This window comes from Methylocystis echinoides (assembly GCF_040687965.1).
GTDB classification, from domain to species: Bacteria; Pseudomonadota; Alphaproteobacteria; order Rhizobiales; family Beijerinckiaceae; genus Methylocystis; species Methylocystis echinoides_A.
Genome location: NZ_CP156084.1, coordinates 1,533,355 through 1,553,169, shown reverse-complemented (window position 1 = coordinate 1,553,169; position 19,815 = coordinate 1,533,355). Strand labels below are relative to the sequence as shown.

Sequence of the window (19,815 nt, the reverse complement as noted above, 5' to 3'; positions counted from 1 at the left end):
AGCGCGCCTTGGGCCCTTTTGTCGCATTCTTGGTCAGGCGCGGCCGCCTTACATTAGAAACATCGAATGTAAAGCGCCGGCGCGGGCCGGCGGGGAAAGGAGCGGCTCATGGGCGTAAATCAACGCAGGCGCCAGTTCTTGACGCTCGTCGCCGCCACGGGGATTCTTTCGGGCCTGCAGGCCTTTTTCGCGCCGGCGCGGGCAAAGACCAGCCAGTCCGCCGCCGCCTATCGCAATTCTCCCAACGGGCGCCAGCGCTGCGCCAATTGCTCCTGGTTCGAGGCGCCCTCCGGCTGTGGCGTCGTCAAGGGGGCGGTGAGCGCGCGCGGCTGGTGCGCGCTCTGGGGGTGACAAAGTCATTGAGCCCGCGCGGCGGCGGGCGCATCTAAGCGCAAGGGCCACACGGTAAAGGAGGATTTTAATGGAACCCAATGTTGGAAAAACCGACCGGATGATCCGCATCGCCGTGGGCCTTCTTCTCTTGAGCCTGATTTTCATCGGCCCGCAGAGCTGGTGGGGCCTTGTCGGCCTCGTGCCGCTGGCGACAGCCTTCATTAATTTCTGCCCGGCGTATAAGCTCCTGGGCGTGGATACGCTCGGCAAATAAACCCTCGACCGAAGCGGCGGCGGCGAGATCGTGAACGGCGAGACAATCACGTTTCGCGCCCGTGGCATGCATTGCCATGGGTGCGAACATGTCATCGAGGCGCGCTTGCGCAAGCTTGCGGGCGTGCGCCAGGTAACGGCGTCCTATCCGACAGAGCAGGTTGTCGTCGATTACGATCCTGCGCGCGTCGAGTTTGCCGCGTTGCGCGCGACCGTCGAGGAACTCGGCTATCGCGTCGAGGAAGGGGAGCGCGCGCAAAGGCCGCTCGCCCGGCGTCTCTTGCTCGCCGCCGGCGCGCTTTTGGGGCTTGCGGCGCTCATTCTCGTCGACACGCGCTGGATCAGCGCCGGCGGCGCGCCGGACATCGCCCAGCATATGAGCCTATGGCTCATCTTCGTGCTCGGCCTCGTCACCGGTTTCCATTGCATCGGCATGTGCGGCGCTTTCGTCGTCAGCTATACGGCCGCCGACGCGGGGGCCGGCCGATCTTCGGCGCTGTCGCACCTCGCCTTCGCGACGGGCAAGACGCTCTCCTACACGGCGATCGGGGCGCTGTTCGGCGCGCTCGGGGCGTTCATCGCCTTCACGCCGCTGTTGCGCGGCGCGGCCGGGGTCGCGGCCGGCGTCTTTCTCATCGTCTTCGGCCTCAACATGCTGGGGCTGTTCGCCCCGCTGCGGCGCTTCCGGCTCGGTCTGCCGGCGCCGCTTCAACGCTGGGTCTATCGCGAAGCTGGGGGACGCCACCGACCCTTCGTCATCGGCCTCCTCAACGGCTTGATGATCGCCTGCGGGCCGCTGCAGGCGATGTATGTCATGGCGGCCGGCACAGGTAGCGCCGTCGAGGGCGCGAAAATGCTGTTCGCCTTCGGGCTCGGCACGCTGCCGGTCATGCTCGCCTTCGGCGCGGTCGCCTCCCTACTGTCGAGCGCGGCGACGCACCGGCTGCTGCGCGCGTCGGGCGTCATCGTCGTGGCGCTCGGCGCGGTGATGATCAATCGCGGCCTCATCCTGACCGGCTGGGGCGTGGACCTCGCCTCGATCGTCGCCCGCATGCGGCAGACCGACGCGCCGATCGCAAGCTTAGCGCCGGCGCCTGCCGTGCAGATCATCGAAATGGAGGCGAACGGTCTCGGCTATCAGCCCTCGCGCTTCACGCTCACCAAGGGCGTTCCCGTCAAATGGGTCATCAACGCCACGAAGATCACGAGCTGCAACAATCGCATCGTGGTTCCGGCCTTCGGCCTGGAATTCGATTTGAAGCCCGGGCTGCAGACGATCGAGTTCACGCCGACCCAGAGCGGCGTCGTCCCGTGGAGCTGCTGGATGGGCATGATCCGCGGCGAATTCGTGGTGACGGAGCCGGGCGCCGCGCCGCCCCCCGCCGCGCCGGAGACCGCGCAGGAAGCGCCTTCCCCGCCGCAGGAGACGGCGCAGCCGGCCCCGGCCGAGGCGCCCCGCCGTTACGTCGTGCGGCGCGGCGATACGCTAAAGGCGATCGCGCGCCGCCTCTACGGCGACGCCGGGCGCTGGCGCGACATCGCGCGCGCCAATCCCGGCCTGGGCAAGGGCCGGCTCAAGCCGGGGCAGGTTCTGACGCTGCCGTCGCCGTGACGATTCGCCGTGGCGCAATCCGAAGCGCCGCGCATTAGTCTTCGTTTGTGGGGAAAGGAGTTGGGGATGAGAAAGATCATGTACGCCGCCGCAGCTTTGGCGCTCGCGGCCGCCGGGACCGCCGTCGCGGAGGACCATCACGACCACATGGAAATGATGTCGAAGATGGTTAAGGACGCGCGCATCGAGGTCGACGTTCCAGGCCCGATGAAGGCGAAAATGCTCGCCAATATGCGGGGCCATCAGGAGGCCGTCGCCGAGATTCTCGCGGCGCTCGGAAAGGGCGACGGCGCGGCGGCGGCGAAAATCGCCGACGCCCGGCTCGGCGCGAATTCGCCGGGCGCCGCCGCCTGCCGGCCGGACGCCAAATCCGGCGCGCAGGGCGACATGCCCATGATGATGGCGAGCCATATGCCGGACGAGATGCGCGCGCTTGGCATGACCATGCATATGCAGGCGACGAAATTCGCCGAGGAAGCCGCGAAAGTGAAACAGGGCGGCGATCTTCGGCCCGCGCTTGCCGAGCTCGGCCAAGTCGTGCAAGCCTGCAACGCCTGTCACGCCGCCTATCGGCTCGACTGATCAACGGGGCGCAAGACCCCGTCGTCCGCCGGGAGCTCCTTTTGCGCATCGCCACCTGGAACGTGAATTCCGTGCGGCAGCGGCTCACGCCGCTGCTCGCCTTTCTGAAAGAAGATGCGCCCGACATACTCTGCCTTCAGGAGCTTAAATGCGAGACGGAGGCCTTCCCGCGCCTCGAGGTCGAGGACGCCGGCTATAATGTTGTCCTGCACGGGCAGAAGACCTTCAACGGCGTCGCCATTCTCTCGAAGCGGCCGATCGAAGAGTCGTATGTCGGCCTTCCCGGCTTCGACCATGAAGGCCAGTCGCGCTACATCGAAGCGGTGCTCTCGGACGGCGTGGGGGGCGCTGTGCGCGTCGCCTCGATCTATGCGCCCAACGGCAATCCGCCCGACACGCCCAAATACCGCTACAAGCTCGCCTTCATGGAGGCGCTGACGCAGCACGCGGCGGCGCTGCTGCAGCTCGAGGAAAAGACCGTTCTCGCCGGCGATTACAATATCATTCCCGAGAACCGCGACGTGCACGACCCCGCCGCCTGGGCGGGGGACGCGCTGTTTCTGCCCGAAAGCCGCGCCGCCTACCGGCGGCTCGTCAACCTCGGCTACGTCGACGCGCTGCGCGCCGTCACCGACGACGGCGGGCTCTACACCTTTTGGGACTATCAGGCGGGCGCCTGGCAGAAAAACAAGGGCATCCGCATCGACCATCTGCTGCTCTCGCCGCAGGCGGCCGACAGGCTGCAAGGCGTCGAGATCGCGAAGACGTTGCGCGCGGGCGAGAAGCCTTCCGATCACGTGCCGATCGCCGCGCAGCTCGGCTGATCAGTCGAGCGCGGCGACCGCCCGGAAAATCACATAGAGCGCCACGGCGACCACGATCGCCGCGAAGACCATGGCGAGCGCCCCGCGCTCGGCGGCGAGGCGGCGCGCCGTCGCCGCCCCAATCAGACCGCCGACGACGCCGCCCCCGAGCAGGGTGGCGGCGAGCGTCCAGTCGACAAGGCCGGAAAGCGCGTAATTCGCGGCCGTCGTCACCCCGAAGGCGGTGACGGACACGAGCGAAGAGCCGATGGCGTTGATGATGGGGAGATCCGCCGCAAACATCAGCCCCGGCACGATCAGAAAGCCCCCGCCGATGCCGAAGAAGCCCGACAGCGCGCCGGTCGTCGCCCCCAAGGCCGCGAGGCGCGGAAAGTTCTCGCGATTGAGCCGGACCTGCGGATAGCCCTCGCCGCTGCGGCTTCTGAACATCAGCGCACCGACGACCAGCATCAGCACGCCAAAGAGGGCCAGCAGCTTTTCGCCGTTCATGAGCTTGCCCATCGTCGACCCGCCAAAGGCGCCGATGACCCCGAAGAGCGCGAAGACCGAGGCGCAGCGCCATTTGATCGTGCCGGCGCGCGCATGGTGCCAAAGGCTGACCAGGGCGTTGGCGGCGACCGCCACGGCGCTGGAGCCGATGGCGACATGCGGCTCCGGCACGCCGACGAAATAGACGAGAAGCGGCACGGCGAGGACCGAGCCGCCGCCGCCGACAAGACCCAGCGAAAAGCCGACGAGAACGCCGGAGAACGCGCCGGCGGCGAGTTTCAGGAGGAAAGGCGTGAGCATGGGAGTGGGGTCGCCTACATTAGAACTTGCTTATTTAGATAACCCGCATATATGAGGACAGCAAGCAGGAAGCGGCGAACTGAAAGGGCAAGACATGTCGCAGGCGGATATTCGCGGCTTTTTCGACGAGCCGACCTTCACCATCACCTATCTCGTGTCCGATCCGGCGACGAAGAAGGCGGCGATCATCGACCCCGTCCTGGATTATGAACCGGGCGGCGGCGTCGCCGACTCCCGTTCGATCGACGCCATTCTGGAGGTCGCCCGCGCCGAAGGACTGACGATCGAATGGGCGCTCGAGACCCACGCCCATGCCGATCACCTGTCCGCCGCCCCGGTGGTGAAGGCGCGCACGGGCGCCCGGACCGGCATCGGCGAACACATTACAAAGGTTCAGGACCTCTTCCGGCCGGTGTTCCTGGCCGACGACATTGCGCCGGAGGGCCGTGATTTCGATCGCCTGTTCAAGGACGGCGAGCGCTTCCCGCTGGGGGAGCTGTCGATCGAGGCGCTTTACACGCCGGGCCATACGCCGGCCTGCGTCTCCTATAAGATCGGCGACGCGGTCTTTGTCGGCGACACGCTGTTCATGCCGGATTACGGCACGGCCCGCGCCGATTTCCCCGGCGGCGACGCGCGCGCGCTCTATCGCTCGATCCGCCGCCTGCTGGCCCTGCCGCCGGAAACGCGGCTCTTCATGTGCCACGATTACAAGGCGCCCGGCCGCCCCTTCTATGCCTGGGAGACGACGGTCGCGGAGCAACGCGCCAAGAATGTGCAGATCGCCGACGGCGTCGGCGAGGAGGAATTCGTCGCCTTGCGCCAGAGCCGCGACAAGGCCCTCGCCGCGCCGCGCCTGCTGCTGCCGTCGATTCAGGTGAACATTCGCGCCGGCCGTTTTCCGGCCCCCGGTCCGGATGGCGTGCGGCGGCTGCTGATCCCGGTGAAATTCAGGGGCGCCGCCGCGCCGGAGGCCTAATTGCGCGCGCGCAGATAGTCTTCGAGCAGAGCCACGGCCGCCTTGCGATCGGCCTCGCTCGCCGAGGCCAGCGCCTTGGCCTGGGCGTCGATGATCCATTGCTCATTGGCGCCGCCGGCGACGGCGTCGCGCGCCAGAGTGAGATACATGAGACCGCGCGCCTTTTGCGCCGCGCCGCCGCCCGCCTCGCCGCTATACATCAGGCGGCCGAGCACGGCCTGGGCTTGCGGATGCCCCTTGCGCGCGGCGAGCTCGAGCCAGCTCATGCTCTGGCGCAAATCCTTCTTCACCCCAACGCCGTCGAGATACATGCGGCCAAGGTAATATTGCGCGTCGGCGTTGCGAAAATACGTCGCCGCGTAGCGGAACAGTTCGAAGGCGCGGTCGAGGTCGGGCTCGATCTTCGCCGCCGAAAGGCCGTCCCGCAGATAGAGGCCGACGGCGACGAAGGCGTTTGCCGCCATGGAGCGCTCGCGCGGGTCCGGGTCCGCCTCGGCGAAATGTTCGACGATGCGCGAAAAATACTCGTAGGCCTTGACGTCGTCGCGCGCGACGCCGTCGCCGTCGGCGTACATGCGGCCGAGCTTCCATTGCGCGAGCGGCTCGCCCCCCTCGGCGGCGTAGCGCAGCGCGGCGACTGAGGTGGCCGCGTCGCCGTTATGGTAGGTCTCGAGCCCGGCGCGCAGAGCCGCGCGCGGATTCTTGAACATCGGCAGGGGCGTCGTCTCGGGCGCGCGCGCAGCGGGCGCGTCGAGCGCCGGGGCCGGATCGACGAAGGCCATGACGAACATGGCGAAGCTCGCCGCGAACAGGCTCGCGGGCAGCGCCGCGCGCCGCAGCTTTTGCGTTGCGGCGGAGATCGCGTCCTTCTGCGCATATCCAACCATCATGCGACCCGACATCCTGGTCCCCCGACGCCTCAAAACTTGGCGTCCCTCAAGCAAAATAAAACCCCGTCGGCCGTCATCCAGAGCGCTTTCGGGAAACAGACGCCCGTCCCCTGCGGCGAGCGGCCGCCGGGCTGTCTTCCCGCACTCTGGATGAGCAAGTGACACAAGGACCTTATCGCAGCTTTTATGGCTGAAAAGGGGCTTCTGGCCTCGTGCGAAGGCGCTCGCTGCTTATGTTTTGAACTGTTGCAACAAGGGCACAACCACTGTTGCAAAATTACACTAGTCCGCTTCGACGTTGTTTTTTGCAGCCGCGAAGAGCGGGCCTGTAAAGTCCGGGGCAAGGGGTTTATGCGAGACGCGCCGGGCCGCCCGGGGAGCGTTCCGCCGGCCCCTGACTTGTGCTTTGATCGCGCCCCGCCCCGGAACGGCGAATCGCGCGGCCCACGCGCGCCAAAAAGGATAAATGGAATGGCCCTTCGCTCTCGCGCCCCGCTTCTTCTCAGCCTCGCCGGCGCCGCGGCGCTCGCCGCCGTCCCTGCCAGCGCCGGCGACGCGCAAAAGGGCGCGGTGATCGCCAAGCGCTGGTGCGCGACCTGCCATGTGGTGTCGAAGGATCAGACCTCGGCCAACGCCGACGCGCCCTCCTTCTTCGACATCGCCCAGCGCCGCACCGACAAGAAACAGCTCGGCAATTTCCTCGTCGACCCGCATCCGCCGATGCCGGACATGCACCTTACGCGCAGGGAAATCGACGACATCACGACCTATATCCGGAGCCTCGACCCGCGTCCGCAGCCCAAGGGCGAGCCGGACGGCAAGGATGCGGATCTGCCCAAGAACGGGTGAGCCTTCAGGCTTCCGCTGGACCTGAGGCCTCCGAAGCGATAGAGCGGCCGCGCGGGATGGATCGCGGCGGGCCCCGGAGCCATGGCCTATTCAGTCAAGGAAGCCTTCAAGACATTGCAGGGGGAGGGGCGCCAGGCCGGCCGCGCCGCCGTCTTCTGCCGTTTCGCCGGCTGCAATTTGTGGAGCGGGCGCGAGGAAGACCGCGCCAGCGCTCAATGCCTGTTCTGCGATACGGATTTCGTCGGGACCGACGGCGAGGGCGGCGGCAAATTCGCCGACGCCCAGGGGCTCGCGGCGCATCTGGCGGCGCTCTGGGGCGAGGGGAGGGACGACCGCTTCACGGTGCTGACCGGGGGCGAACCCATGCTTCAGATCGACGCGCCCTTGATCGACGCCCTGCACGCGCAGGGTTTCGAGATCGCCGTCGAGACCAATGGCGCGATCGCCGCCGCGCCCGGCCTCGACTGGATCTGCGTTTCGCCCAAGGCCGGAACGCCGCTCAGACAGACGCGCGGCGACGAGCTGAAGCTCGTCTTTCCCCAGCCAGGGGCGGAGCCGTCGCTTTATGAGGGGCTCGAGTTCCGCCATTTCCTGCTTCAGCCCATGGACGGCCCGGAGATTCTGCGCAATACGAGGGCCGCGGTCGACTACTGCCTCGCGCATCCGCGCTGGCGCCTGTCGCTGCAAACCCACAAGATGATCGGGGTCAAGTGAAGGTGGCGACGTTCGAAGTCTACCGCGAGTTTTATTTCGAGGCGGCGCACGCCCTTTACGATCCGGAGGCGAAGGACGGCGGCAAATACCGCAATCTGCACGGCCATTCCTTCCGCGTGCGCGTGAGCCTGCGCGGCGAGCGCCACCCCGAGGAACAGTGGGTGATGGATCTTGGAAAGCTTGGCCGTCGCCTCGCCGAACTGCGCGAGAAGCTCGACCATTCCTTCCTCAATGATCTGGAAGGGCTCGGCAAGCCGACGCTCGAAAACCTTTGTCTTTACGTCTGGCGGGAGCTTCGCCCCGACGCGCCGGGCCTCTGCGAAGTCGGCATATTCCGCGACAGCTGCTTCGAGGGCTGCGTCTATCGCGGCGACTAGCCTTCCTGCGGCATCGTCGCTATTGCGATTTGCAGACGCGGTCTCTAGGCTCTGAGCCTGTCATTTGAGCAGAAGAACCGCCTGGCGGCCGCGCGAAGAGGCGCCCGCGCAATCCAAGAGCGGACTCGAGGGGAACCCTGAAGGACATGGCGAACAACAAGGTCATCAGCGCCGACGAGGCGATTGCGCTCATCCGCGACAACGACGTCGTCACCACCACGGGCTTCGTCCAGAGCTGCATTCCCGAGGCGCTGCACGCCGCCCTGGAAAAGCGCTTCGTCGAGACGCAGCATCCGCGCGACCTCACTCTCATCATGACCGCGGGCGCCGGCGACTCCAAGGGCCTCGGCACCGGCCGCTTTCACCATGAAGGTCTGTTGAAGCGCGTCATCGCCGCCAATTTCGGGCGCATGCCGAAGGTCGCCCAGGCCGCCCAGGAAAACAAGATTCTGGGCTACAACCTGCCCCAGGGCGTCATCTCGCAGCTTTATCGCGCCTGCGCCGCCGGCCAGCCCGGACTCTTCTCCAAGGTGGGCCTCTACACTTACGTCGATCCCCGCTTTGGCGGCGGCAAGGTCAACGAGGTAACGACCGAGGACATCGTCAAATATCACAATATACAGGGCGAGGAGTGGCTCTTCTATATCGCCACCAAGATCGACGTCGCCTTCATCCGCGGCACCTCGGCCGATCCTTCCGGCAATATCAGCATGGAGAAGGAGGCGCTCGTCCTCGACAATCTGGCGCAGGCCATGGCCGCCCACAATAATGGCGGCCTCGTCATTGCGCAGGTCGAGCGCATCGTCGAACAGGGGTCGATCAAACCCAAGGACGTGCATGTGCCGGGCATTTTGGTGTCCGCCGTCGTCGTCGCCGATCAGCCGGAAATGCACCGGATGAATTACGGCGTGATGTATAATGCGGCGCTCGCCGGCGAAGTTCGCGTGCCGGTCGAGAAGCTCGCCAAAATGCCGCTCGACGAGCGCAAGGTGATCGCCCGCCGCGCCGCCTTCGAACTGCCGCCGAACGGCGTCGTAAACCTCGGCGTCGGCGCGCCGGAAGGCATCGCCGCCGTCGCCAATGAAGAAAAGCTCACGCCCTATATCACGCTGACGACGGAAGCCGGCGCGATCGGCGGCGTGCTCGCCTCGGGATCGAGCTTCGGCGCCGCCACCAACGCCGACAGCATCATCCAGCAGAACCAGCAGTTCGACTTCTATGACGGCGGCGGTCTCGACATGACCTGCCTCGGCATGGCCGAATGCGACCTGCAAGGCAACGTCAACACGTCGAAATTCGGCGGCCGCCTCAACGGCTGCGGCGGCTTCATCAACATCAGCCAGAATGCGCGGCTCGTCGTCTTCGCCGGCACCTTCACCAATGGCGGGCTGCGGGTCGAGATCGCCGACGGCAAGGTGAACATCGCCCAGGAGGGCCGCAACAAGAAGTTTCTGAACTCCGTCGAGCAGATCACCTTCTCGGGCAAGTTCGCGCAGAAGCGCAAACAGCCGGTCTATTATGTGACCGAACGCTGCGTCTTCCAGCTCAAGGACAAGGGCCTGGAGCTCGTCGAGATCGCGCCCGGCATCGACATCGACAAGCACATTCTGCCGTTCATGTCCTTCAAGCCGATCATCAACGAGCCGGAATTGATGGACAAGCGCATCTTCATCGACGAGCCGATGGACCTCATCAACGATCTGCTGAACCTCAACCTCGATCAGCGCATCAGCTACGATCCGGCGCGCAATATTCTGTTCCTCAATCTCGAGGGCTGGCATGCGCGCACCAAGAAAGACATCGACGAGATGCGCAAGGCGCTGGTCACCGCCTGCGAGAAGGTCGGCAAGCGCGTCAATTCCGTGGTCAACCACGACGGCGCGCGGATCAACGAGGCGCTCTACGACGATTACGCCGAGATGATCGAATATTTGAGCCAGCACTACTATCTGACCACGACGCGCTATGCGACGAGCGCCTTCGCCCGCATGAAGATGAAGGAGGCCATGGCCAAGCGCGGCCTGCAGCCCCACGTCTTCGAACGCCGCGAAGCCGCCGAGACCTTCCTCCAGGTCGTCGCCAGCGAAGAAGAAAAGGCCCCGGCGTAAGGGTCGGGCGGCCGTAGCGCCGCACGTAAGAGCCCTCCTGCTCCCGGGCAGGAGGGCTTTTCTTTGCCTTCATCCGTCTCACCCTCGGCGAGCCGCCTTCTCCCCGGCGGGAAACGGGCGCAACGCGAATGGCGCGCCTGAGGCGCGTTCCTTTCGCCCCTTGCGGGGGAAGGCGGCAACGTGAAGCGCGGCTGGATGGGGGAAGGCGCCAAACGACGAAAGGCCCCGTCGCCTGATCGCGCACGGGGCCGAAGCTTCCTTGGAAGCGGTCTGGATTGTCCAGTCTTTGAAGAGGGCCGCCCGCTGCTTGGCCTTCGCGGCGGGCTAACCCTGGTATGTTGCAGCTCTAGGGAGGTTTCGGGAGCTCAGGCAGCGCTAGCCTGACTTCCCGAGTGACCGGAACGGAACGCCGGTCACGCAATCTGACCCGGTGGCGTCATGCTCCTCTCGCAACCTTGTTGCAACGGCTTCGCCGACGACAGGGGAGTTCGCCGACGCATCCTGATCGCTGCCGTCTCGAGGTCCCGCCCGAGCGGTCCCGCCTCGCAATGTGTTGGAGACGGGTGCGATGTAGGTCAAGGATGCCCCCGCTTGCGATTCCCGTCAAGCGGCAAGTTGCCGCTGTTTCAAGAACGAGGTTTCCGGGCGCCGCGGCGCTTGCCTCCCGCGCAATCAACGCATATAGATATCTTTATATCTTAACCGAGAAGCCTGTTTGACCGAGAAGCCGATGACCGAACCGCACATTCTCAGGCTCGAGCCGGCGCTCGCGGCGCTCAACGCCGCCGCCGAAGAGACGCGGTTACGCCTCCTTGCGCTTCTGTCGCAATCCGAACTCACGGTCAGCGAGGTGGTGGCCATTCTCGGCCAGTCGCAGCCGCGCGTCTCGCGCCATCTCAAGCTTCTGGTTGAAGCAGGCCTCGTCGAGCGGCGCCGCGAGGGCGCCTGGGCCTTCTTCCGCCTCGCGCCCGGCGGCGCGGCGGGGGCGCTCGCCCGCGACTTGTCAGCCTGGCTCGATCCACGCGATCCAGTCCTCGGCGAAGATCGGGCGCGGCTCGCCGACGTGCGCCAAGCCCGCGCCGAAAACGCCGCCCGCTATTTCGCCGCCCATGCCGCCGAATGGGACGATATCCGCTCGCTGCACGCGCCCGAGGCGCTCGTCGAAGCGGCGATGCGCGACGCCGTCGGCGACGCGCCGCTGCGCTGCGTCCTCGATCTCGGCGCCGGCGCGGGGCGCATGCTCGAGCTCTTTGCGCCGCTGGCCGAACGCGCCATCGGCGTCGATCTCTCCACCGCCATGCTCGCCGTCGCGCGCGGCCGGATGGAGGAGACCGGACTGCGCAATATCGAACTGCGCCAGGGTGACATTTATGCGCTGCCGGTCGAGCGCAATTCGGTCGATCTCGCGATCATGCATCAGGTGCTGCATTATCTCGACGATCCCGCCCGCGCCCTGCGCGAGGCGGCGCGCGTGCTGGCGCCGGGCGGGCGCCTTCTCGTCGTGGATTTCGCTCCGCACCAGGAAGAGGCGCTACGCGACAAGCACGCCCATCGCCGGCTCGGCTTTTCAAAAGACGAGATCGCCGGGCTCATCGCCCAGGCGGGGCTCGACACGGTCCTGCACCGTGAGCTCGCGCCGGACGCCAGGGAAGGAGCCAAGCTCACCGTTTCCTTGTGGCTCGCGCGGGACCCGCGCGTCATCGCCGATAAGATACCCGCTTCTTCTTATGAGATCGTCTGATGTTCAACGCGCTTCATCCTACCGCCGCCGGCAAGCAGTTTAAAATCTCCTATGAATTCTTTCCGCCCAAAACGGCGGAAATGGAGAAGCAGCTTTGGGAGTCGGTCAAACGGCTCGAGGCGCTCGATCCCCATTTCGTTTCCGTCACCTATGGCGCCGGCGGCTCGACGCGCGAACGCACCCACGCCATCGTGGCGCGCATCGCCCGCGAGACCCGGATGAACCCCGCCGCGCATTTGACCTGCGTCTCGTCGTCGGCCGCGGAAATCGATGAGATCTTGCATGGCTATTGGGAGGCGGGCGTCCGCCATATCGTCGCGCTGCGCGGCGATCCGCCCACCGGCGTCGGCGCGAAGTTCGAGCCCAACCCCAAAGGCTACGCCAGTTCCTGCGAACTCGTGCGGGGCATCCGCCGCCTGCACGATTTCGAAATTTCGGTTTCCACTTATCCCGAGGGCCACCCCGAAAGTTCGTCGGTCGAACAGGACCTCGACGCGTTGCAAGTGAAGATCGACGCGGGCGCGACGCGCGCCATCACGCAGTTCTTCTTCGACAACGACATCTACTTCCGCTTCCTCGACAAGGCGCGCGCCAGGGGCGTCAAAATCCCGATCGTGCCGGGCATCATGCCGATCCGCAATTTCCGCCAGGTCGCAAGTTTCGCGCAGAAGGCGGGCGCGAGCGTGCCGCGCTGGGTCGCCGAACGTTTCGAGGGTCTCGACGACGACCCCGAGACGCGCGCCCTCGTCGCCGCCACGACCGCCGTCGAACAGGTGATGGGCCTCGCCCGCGCCGGGGTCGACGAATTCCATTTCTACACCAACAATCGCGCCGACATGGTCTTCGCCATTTGCCATTTGCTCGGCGTCCGTCCCGTTCGCGAGAAAGCACCCGCATGACCATTGATAAAGCTTACGGCCAGAACATCCTGAAGGCGCTGGAGGAAGCGGCGCAAAAGCGCATCCTCATTCTCGACGGCGCCATGGGCACGATGATCCAGCGTCACAACTTCGAGGAAGCGGATTTTCGCGGCGAAAGGTTCAAGGATCACCCGAAGGATCTGCGCGGCAATAACGACCTGCTGATCCTCACCCAGCCCGAAGCGATCAAGGCGATCCATACCGCCTACCTCGACGCGGGCGCGGACATCATCGAGACGAACACCTTCTCGTCGACGACGATCGCCCAGGCCGATTACGGACTGGAGTCGCTCGCTTATGAACTCAATTACGAAGGCGCGAAGCTCGCGCGCGCCGCCGCTGACGCCGTTGCGGCGAAGACGGGCGTGCGCCGCTTCGTCGCCGGCTCCATCGGCCCGACGAACCGCACCGCCTCAATCTCGCCCGACGTGTCGAACCCGGGCTTTCGCGCCGTGAGTTTCGACGAGCTGCGCGCCGCCTATAAGGAAGCGGCGCTCGGCCTCATCGCCGGCGGCGCCGACGTCATGCTGGTCGAAACCATCTTCGATACGCTCAACGCCAAGGCGGCGATCTATGCGCTCGAAGACGCGTTCGACGAAGTGGGAACGCGCTTGCCGATTATGATCTCGGGCACGATCACCGATCTTTCGGGCCGCACGCTCTCGGGCCAGACCGCGATCGCCTTCTGGAATTCGCTTGCCCACGCCAGGCCGTTCTCGATCGGCTTCAACTGTGCGCTCGGCGCGCGCGAGATGCGCCAGCATATCGCCGAGATCGGCCGCGTCGCCGACACGCGCGTCTGCGCCTTCCCCAACGCGGGCTTGCCCAATGAATTCGGACTCTACGACGAAAGCCCCGAATATATGGCGGAGCTCGTCGGCGAGTTTGCGCAGGCTGGCCTCGTCAATATTCTCGGCGGCTGCTGCGGCACGACGCCCGATCACATTCGCGCCATCGCCGACAAAGTAAAAGGCCTCGCGCCGCGCACCGTGCCGAAGATCGAGCCCCTGCTGCGGCTTGCCGGGCTCGAACCCTTCGCGCTGACGAAAGACATTCCCTTCGTCAATGTCGGCGAACGCACCAATGTCACGGGCTCGGCGAAGTTCCGCAAGCTCATCACCAATGGCGATTACACCGCGGCGCTCGACGTCGCGCGCGATCAGGTCGCCAATGGCGCGCAGGTGATCGACGTCAACATGGACGAGGGCCTGCTCGATTCTGAGCGCGCCATGGTCGACTTCCTCAATCTGCTCGCCGCCGAGCCGGACATCGCCCGCGTGCCGGTGATGGTCGACTCTTCGAAGTTCGAGGTGATCGAAGCCGGCCTGAAGTGCCTGCAGGGCAAGGGCGTCGTGAACTCCATTTCGCTGAAGGAAGGCGAAGAGAAATTCATCGCCGAGGCGAAGAAGGTGCGCCGCTACGGCGCCGCGGTCGTCGTCATGGCTTTCGATGAAAAAGGCCAGGCCGACACGCTGCAGCGCAAGGTCGAAATCTGCAAGCGCGCTTATCAGATCCTGACTCAAGAGGTGGGCTTCCCGCCGCAAGACATTATCTTCGATCCCAATATTTTCGCGGTCGCGACGGGCATCGAAGAGCATGAGAATTACGGCGTCGACTTCATCGAGGCGGCGCGAAGCATCAAGCGCGATTTGCCTTACGCTCATGTCTCGGGCGGCGTCTCAAATCTCTCCTTCTCGTTCCGCGGCAACGAGCCGGTGCGCGAGGCGATGCATTCCGTCTTCCTCTTCCACGCCATCCAGGCGGGGATGGATATGGGCATCGTCAACGCCGGCCAGCTCGCGGTTTACGCCGAGATCGACCCCGAGCTGCGCGAGCTTTGCGAAGACGTCGTGCTCAACCGCCGCAAGGAAGCGACCGAACGGCTCGTCGAAGCGGCGGAGAAGTTCAAGGGCGCGGGCGCCAAATCCGCGGAAAAGGACGCCGCCTGGCGCGAGCACAGCGTCGAAAAGCGTCTCGAATATGCGCTCGTCAACGGCATTACCGAATATATCGAGAGCGACGTCGAGGAAGCCCGCGCAAAATCGGCGCGTCCGCTCGACGTCATCGAAGGTCCGCTGATGGCCGGCATGAATGTCGTCGGCGATCTTTTCGGCGCCGGAAAAATGTTCCTGCCGCAGGTGGTGAAGTCGGCGCGCGTGATGAAACAGGCCGTCGCCTATCTCATGCCGTTCATGGAAAAGGAGAAGGACGCGCGCTCCTCAGCCGGCAAGATCCTGCTCGCGACGGTGAAGGGCGACGTTCACGACATCGGCAAGAACATCGTCGGCGTGGTGCTCGGCTGCAATAATTTCGAGGTAATCGACCTCGGCGTCATGACGCCGGCGGCGAAGATTCTCGAAACCGCGAAGAAAGAGAAAGTCGATCTCATCGGCCTTTCGGGACTCATCACGCCGTCGCTCGACGAAATGTGCTTCGTCGCTTCTGAACTCGAGCGCGAAGGGCTCGACACGCCGCTGCTCATCGGCGGCGCGACCACGAGCCGCGTGCATACGGCGGTGAAGATCAGCCCCAATTATCGACGCGGCCAGGCCGTCTACGTCACGGACGCGAGCCGCGCGGTCGGCGTCGCGCAAGCGCTGGTCTCGCAGAAGACGCGCGACGACTATATGGCCGAGACGCGCGCCGAATATGAACGGGTCGCCGAAGCCCATGCCCGTGCGCAGGCCGACAAGCAGCGCGTCTCGCTCGCGCAGGCGCGGGCCAACGCCTATAAGATCGACTGGGCGGCCTATGCGCCTGTCAAGCCGAGCTTCCTTGGCGCCCGCGCCTTTGCGAGCTACGACGTCGCGGAGCTCATTCCCTATATCGACTGGACGCCCTTCTTCCAGACCTGGGAATTCAAGGGCCGTTATCCGGCGCTGCTCGACGATCCGGAGCGCGGCCCGGCGGCGCGCCGTCTCTTCGAGGATGCGCAGGAAATGCTGAAGCGCATCGTTGCGGAGCGCTGGTTTACGCCGAAGGCCGTCATCGGCTTCTGGCCGGCGAACAGCGTTGCGGACGACATCGCGCTCTATACGGGCGAGTCGCGCAACGAGACGCTCGCGACCTTCTTCACTTTGCGCCAGCAGCTCGGCAAACGCGACGGCAGGGCGAATATTGCGCTCGCCGATTTCGTCGCGCCGAGAGAGAGCGGCAAGGCCGATTACGTCGGCGCCTTCGTCGTCACCGCCGGCGCGGAGGAGGCGAAGATCGCCGCGCGCTTCGCCCGCGCCAATGACGACTATGGCTCCATCATGGTGAAGGCGCTGGCCGACCGCATCGCCGAAGCCTTCGCCGAGCGCATGCATGAGCGCGTGCGCCGCGAATTCTGGGGCCATGCGAAGGACGAGTCGTTTTCGCCGCAGGAGCTCATCAACGAGCCTTACGCCGGCATTCGCCCGGCGCCCGGCTATCCGGCGCAGCCCGATCATACCGAAAAGGCGACCCTCTTCCGTCTGCTCGAGGTCGAAAAACGCACGGGCGTGAAGCTCACCGAAAGCTTCGCCATGACCCCGGCCTCGTCCGTCAGCGGTCTCTACATCGGGCATCCGCAGGCGCATTATTTCGGCGTCGCCAAGGTCGAACGCGACCAGGTCGAGGATTACGCGCGCCGCAAGGGCATGGCGGTTTCGGAGGTCGAGCGCTGGCTGGCGCCGATCCTCAATTACGAACCGGCGGCGCTCGCCGCGGAGTAAACCCTCTACGCCGGCCGCTTACCGTCATGCCCGGCCTTGCGCCGGGCATCCACAAGCCCGGCCCCGACGAGCGAAGAAAGCCGCCAGGCGCAAGTCGAAGGCTGTTCTAGACGCTTTCGGCCATCATCGATATTTTCCGGCTGAGTCTCTTGATATCCCTCGCCCCTCACCCTGCCTCCCCGCGAGCGGGGGGAGGGGGGTGAACCCGCGGGGCGCGCGCGACATGTCTCGGATCGTTGGCAAGCATCCTCTCTCTTTCGCGTCCTGGGCGCTGGTTTTCCTGTTGGCGCTCTATGCGCTCTATACGCTCGCGACGGCCCGCGGCGAACCGGTCAACGCCATGTGGCTCGTCACCGCGGCGATCGGCGTCTACGCCATCGGCTACCGCTTCTATTCGCGCTTCATCGCGGACACGGTTCTGCGGCTCGACGCGACGCGACGCACGCCAGCGCATCGGCGCAATGACGGTCTCGACTATGTGCCAACGGATAAATGGGTGCTCTTTGGCCATCATTTCGCGGCCATCGCCGGCGCCGGCCCCTTGGTCGGCCCCGTGCTCGCGGCGCAGATGGGCTATCTGCCCGGGACGCTGTGGCTGCTCACGGGCGTGATTTTCGCGGGCGCGGTGCAGGATTTTCTCGTCCTCTTCATCTCGACGCGCCGCGACGGACGTTCGCTCGGCGATCTCATCAAGACCGAGATGGGCGATGCGCCCGGCGTCATCGCCATGGTCGGCATACTCTCGATCATGATCATCCTGCTCGCCGTGCTGGCGCTCGTCGTCGTCAAGGCGCTGGCCGACAGCCCCTGGGGGGCCTTTACGGTTTTCGCGACCTTGCCGATCGCCGTCTTCATGGGCGTCTATGGCCGCTACCTGCGGCCCGGCCGAATCGGCGAAATGTCGGCGATCGGCTTTGCGCTGCTCATCCTGAGCATCGCCTTCGGCCGCACGGTCGCCGAGAACGCGACGCTCGCGACGCTCTTTACCTATAAGGGCGAGACGCTCGCCTTCATGCTCATCGCCTATGGCTTCGTCGCCTCGGTGCTGCCCGTGTGGCTCCTGCTCGCGCCGCGCGACTATCTCTCGACCTTCCTGAAAATCGGCACGATCCTGTCGCTGGCGCTCGGCATCTTCATCGTCTGGCCCGATCTGCAATTGCCGGCCGTGAGCCGCTTCATCGACGGCACGGGCCCGGTCTTCGCCGGCAGCGTGTTTCCGTTCCTGTTCATCACCATCGCCTGCGGCGCGGTCTCCGGCTTCCACGCGCTGGTCGCGTCGGGCACGACGCCGAAGATGATCGCCGACGAAACGCAGACGCGCATCATCGGCTATGGCGCCATGCTGATGGAGAGCTTCGTCGCCATCATGGCGTTGATCGCCGCGAGCGTATTGGAGCCCGGCGTCTATTTCGCGATGAACAGCGCGCCGGCGGTCATCGGCGCGACGCCGGACGCCGCCGCGGCGGCGATCTCCTCATGGGGATTCGCAGTGACGCCGGAGACGCTCGCCGGCGTGGCGCAGGAAGTGGGCGAGAAAAGCATTTTGTCGCGCACCGGCGGCGCGCCGACGCTCGCCGTCGGCATGGCGAAAATTCTTTCCTCCGTCATCGGCGGCTCGACCGCCATGTCTTTCTGGTACCATTTCGCCATCCTCTTTGAAGCGCTGTTCATCCTCACGACCATCGACGCCGGCACGCGCGTCGCGCGCTTCATGATCCAGGACCTGATCGGCGCTTTCGTTCCGGCCTTCCGGCAGACCCAGGCCTGGGGCCCCAATCTCGTCGCGACCGGCATTGCGGTCACTGGCTGGGGTTATTTCCTCTATCAGGGCGTCATCGACCCGCTCGGCGGCATCAATACGCTGTGGCCGCTCTTCGGCATCGCCAATCAGATGCTCGCGGCGATGGCGCTGACGCTCTGCGTCGTCGTGCTCTATCGCATGAAGCGCGAACGTTACGCCTTCGTCGCCATCATCCCGACCGCCTGGCTCTACATCTGCACCATGACGGCGGGCTTGGAAAAAATCTTCCACGACGATCCGCGCATCGGCTTTCTGGCGCACGCCCGGAAATTTTCGGCGGCGCTCGACAAGGGCCAATTGCTCGCGCCGGCGAAAACGCTCGACGAGATGCGTCGCGTGATCTTCAACGACTATGTCGACGCCAGCCTTTGCGCGATCTACATCGTGCTGGTTCTGTCCCTTCTCGGCTTCGCGCTCCGCGCCATCCGCGCGGCGCGCGCTGCAACGACCGTCACGACGCGGGAGAGCGAAGATGAGCTGCTGCAGCCTGCCGGGGCTTGATCTCGCCAAGATCGCCGCGAAACTGCGGGACGGCGCGCGGCTGATGGTCGGGCAGGGCGATTACGACGCTTATGTCGCCCATGCCCGCGCCGCGCATCGGGGTCGACCGGTCATGACCCGCGAGGAGTTCTTCCGCGCGCGGGAAAACGCCCGTTTCGGCGTGGGCGGCGAACGGGCGTTCCGCTGCTGTTAGGCGTCAGCGGGCCACATGCGGCAAAAAACGCCCGGATGCATGTTTCGCAGGCGATCCGCGCTGCCGCTTAAGAAATATTCTCAATGTGACGGCCAAGCACTTGCTTTTTGCGGCAGGCGGCGCACAAGCTGCGCCGCGCGGCCCGCGCGCAAGTCGAAAGCGTAATTACAGGCAAACCTTTAGTACGGAGCGAGATGCAGATGAAAAAATTGGCGGCGCCGATTGGCCTGGGTTTGATCCTCTCCGCCTGCGCGAGCATCGGGGCGCAGGACACTGAAAACATGCTCGCCGCGGCGCAATTCAACATGAAGATCGCCGATACGCCGGCGAAGCTCGCCAATCTCAAGGCGATGCCGCAGAACAGGCTCGTTCCCCATGTGAAGAACGGCAAGAACTTCTATGTTTACGCCGACGCCGCGGGATGCCAGTGCGTCTATGTCGGCAACGAAGCCGCCTATCAGAATTACCAGCAGATGCGCATTGCGAAGAACATCGCCAGCGACCAGCTGATGGCGGCGGAAATGAACCAGCAGGCGATGATGGATTGGGGCGCCTGGGGTCCGTGGGGGCCTGGCTTCTATTGATATTGACGGGCGGAGGCGTCCTCATCCCGACAGCGGGCGGGGCGTCGACG

General features: G+C 65.3%; 18 protein-coding genes. 16 read left to right on the top strand and 2 right to left on the bottom strand.

Translation table 11 applies throughout. The features are described from left to right. Window positions 1-108 precede the first annotated feature (108 nt). The 5 genes from RVU70_RS07540 to xth all read left to right on the top strand — a co-directional run bounded on the left by RVU70_RS07540 (window position 109) and on the right by xth (window position 3,624). On the top strand, window positions 109-351 hold the full coding sequence (locus RVU70_RS07540) for a high-potential iron-sulfur protein (RefSeq protein WP_363350557.1): 243 nt from the start codon (window positions 109-111) through the stop codon (window positions 349-351). 70 nt (window positions 352-421) lie between these two features. Further along, window positions 422-607, top strand: coding sequence for a DUF2892 domain-containing protein (locus tag RVU70_RS07535; protein ID WP_363350555.1), 186 nt, complete (start codon window positions 422-424; stop codon window positions 605-607). Between the two features lie 30 nt (window positions 608-637). Continuing rightward, the gene (locus RVU70_RS07530) at window positions 638-2,218 is read left to right on the top strand and encodes a sulfite exporter TauE/SafE family protein (protein ID WP_363350553.1); all 1,581 of its coding nucleotides are present in this window, start codon (window positions 638-640) and stop codon (window positions 2,216-2,218) included. A gap of 66 nt (window positions 2,219-2,284) precedes the next feature. Continuing rightward, window positions 2,285-2,800: a hypothetical protein gene (locus RVU70_RS07525; protein WP_363350551.1), complete on the top strand. Its 516-nt coding sequence runs from the start codon at window positions 2,285-2,287 to the stop codon at window positions 2,798-2,800. A gap of 41 nt (window positions 2,801-2,841) precedes the next feature. Further along, on the top strand, window positions 2,842-3,624 hold the full coding sequence (gene xth / locus RVU70_RS07520; protein WP_363350549.1) for an exodeoxyribonuclease III: 783 nt from the start codon (window positions 2,842-2,844) through the stop codon (window positions 3,622-3,624). Here the strand turns inward: xth and RVU70_RS07515 are convergent, their stop codons facing one another. Then, the gene (locus tag RVU70_RS07515; RefSeq protein WP_363350547.1) at window positions 3,625-4,413 is read right to left on the bottom strand and encodes a sulfite exporter TauE/SafE family protein; all 789 of its coding nucleotides are present in this window, start codon (window positions 4,411-4,413) and stop codon (window positions 3,625-3,627) included. A gap of 94 nt (window positions 4,414-4,507) precedes the next feature. On the opposite strand from RVU70_RS07515, the gene RVU70_RS07510 reads away from it, so the two are divergent. Beyond that, complete coding sequence (locus RVU70_RS07510; RefSeq protein ID WP_363350544.1) at window positions 4,508-5,392, top strand: MBL fold metallo-hydrolase; 885 nt, start codon at window positions 4,508-4,510, stop codon at window positions 5,390-5,392. On the opposite strand, the gene RVU70_RS07505 is transcribed toward RVU70_RS07510, so the two are convergent. Beyond that, window positions 5,389-6,294 (bottom strand): tetratricopeptide repeat protein, encoded by a 906-nt coding sequence (locus tag RVU70_RS07505; protein ID WP_363350542.1) that lies wholly within the window; start codon window positions 6,292-6,294, stop codon window positions 5,389-5,391. The genes RVU70_RS07510 and RVU70_RS07505 overlap by 4 nt on opposite strands. A 459-nt stretch (window positions 6,295-6,753) precedes the next feature. Here RVU70_RS07505 and RVU70_RS07500 point away from each other — a divergent pair, with 459 nt between their 5' ends. The 10 genes from RVU70_RS07500 to RVU70_RS07455 all read left to right on the top strand — a co-directional run bounded on the left by RVU70_RS07500 (window position 6,754) and on the right by RVU70_RS07455 (window position 19,765). Beyond that, window positions 6,754-7,131 (top strand): c-type cytochrome, encoded by a 378-nt coding sequence (locus RVU70_RS07500; protein WP_363350540.1) that lies wholly within the window; start codon window positions 6,754-6,756, stop codon window positions 7,129-7,131. Window positions 7,132-7,212: 81 nt separating this feature from the next. Further along, entirely contained in the window at window positions 7,213-7,845 is a 633-nt protein-coding gene (gene queE, locus RVU70_RS07495; RefSeq protein ID WP_363350538.1) for a 7-carboxy-7-deazaguanine synthase, read from the top strand. 2 nt (window positions 7,846-7,847) lie between these two features. Next, complete coding sequence (locus RVU70_RS07490; protein ID WP_363350536.1) at window positions 7,848-8,222, top strand: 6-carboxytetrahydropterin synthase; 375 nt, start codon at window positions 7,848-7,850, stop codon at window positions 8,220-8,222. Between the two features lie 146 nt (window positions 8,223-8,368). After that, window positions 8,369-10,330: a CoA-transferase gene (locus RVU70_RS07485; RefSeq protein ID WP_363350534.1), complete on the top strand. Its 1,962-nt coding sequence runs from the start codon at window positions 8,369-8,371 to the stop codon at window positions 10,328-10,330. Window positions 10,331-11,060: 730 nt separating this feature from the next. Continuing rightward, window positions 11,061-12,071 carry a metalloregulator ArsR/SmtB family transcription factor gene (locus RVU70_RS07480; RefSeq protein WP_363350533.1) on the top strand — a complete coding sequence of 337 codons (1,011 nt, stop codon included), beginning with the start codon at window positions 11,061-11,063 and terminating at the stop codon, window positions 12,069-12,071. Beyond that, window positions 12,071-12,970 carry a methylenetetrahydrofolate reductase [NAD(P)H] gene (gene metF, locus RVU70_RS07475; protein WP_363350531.1) on the top strand — a complete coding sequence of 300 codons (900 nt, stop codon included), beginning with the start codon at window positions 12,071-12,073 and terminating at the stop codon, window positions 12,968-12,970. The genes RVU70_RS07480 and metF overlap by 1 nt, the downstream gene beginning before the upstream one ends. Beyond that, window positions 12,967-16,686: a methionine synthase gene (gene metH, locus RVU70_RS07470; RefSeq protein WP_363350529.1), complete on the top strand. Its 3,720-nt coding sequence runs from the start codon at window positions 12,967-12,969 to the stop codon at window positions 16,684-16,686. Before metF ends, metH begins: the two co-directional genes overlap by 4 nt. A 223-nt stretch (window positions 16,687-16,909) precedes the next feature. Beyond that, on the top strand, window positions 16,910-18,988 hold the full coding sequence (locus tag RVU70_RS07465; RefSeq protein WP_363350527.1) for a carbon starvation CstA family protein: 2,079 nt from the start codon (window positions 16,910-16,912) through the stop codon (window positions 18,986-18,988). After that, a complete protein-coding gene (locus RVU70_RS07460; protein WP_363350525.1) occupies window positions 18,960-19,181 on the top strand; it encodes a YbdD/YjiX family protein in 222 nt (73 codons plus the stop codon). Before RVU70_RS07465 ends, RVU70_RS07460 begins: the two co-directional genes overlap by 29 nt. A gap of 200 nt (window positions 19,182-19,381) precedes the next feature. Then, window positions 19,382-19,765 carry a hypothetical protein gene (locus RVU70_RS07455; protein ID WP_363350523.1) on the top strand — a complete coding sequence of 128 codons (384 nt, stop codon included), beginning with the start codon at window positions 19,382-19,384 and terminating at the stop codon, window positions 19,763-19,765. Window positions 19,766-19,815 lie beyond the last annotated feature (50 nt).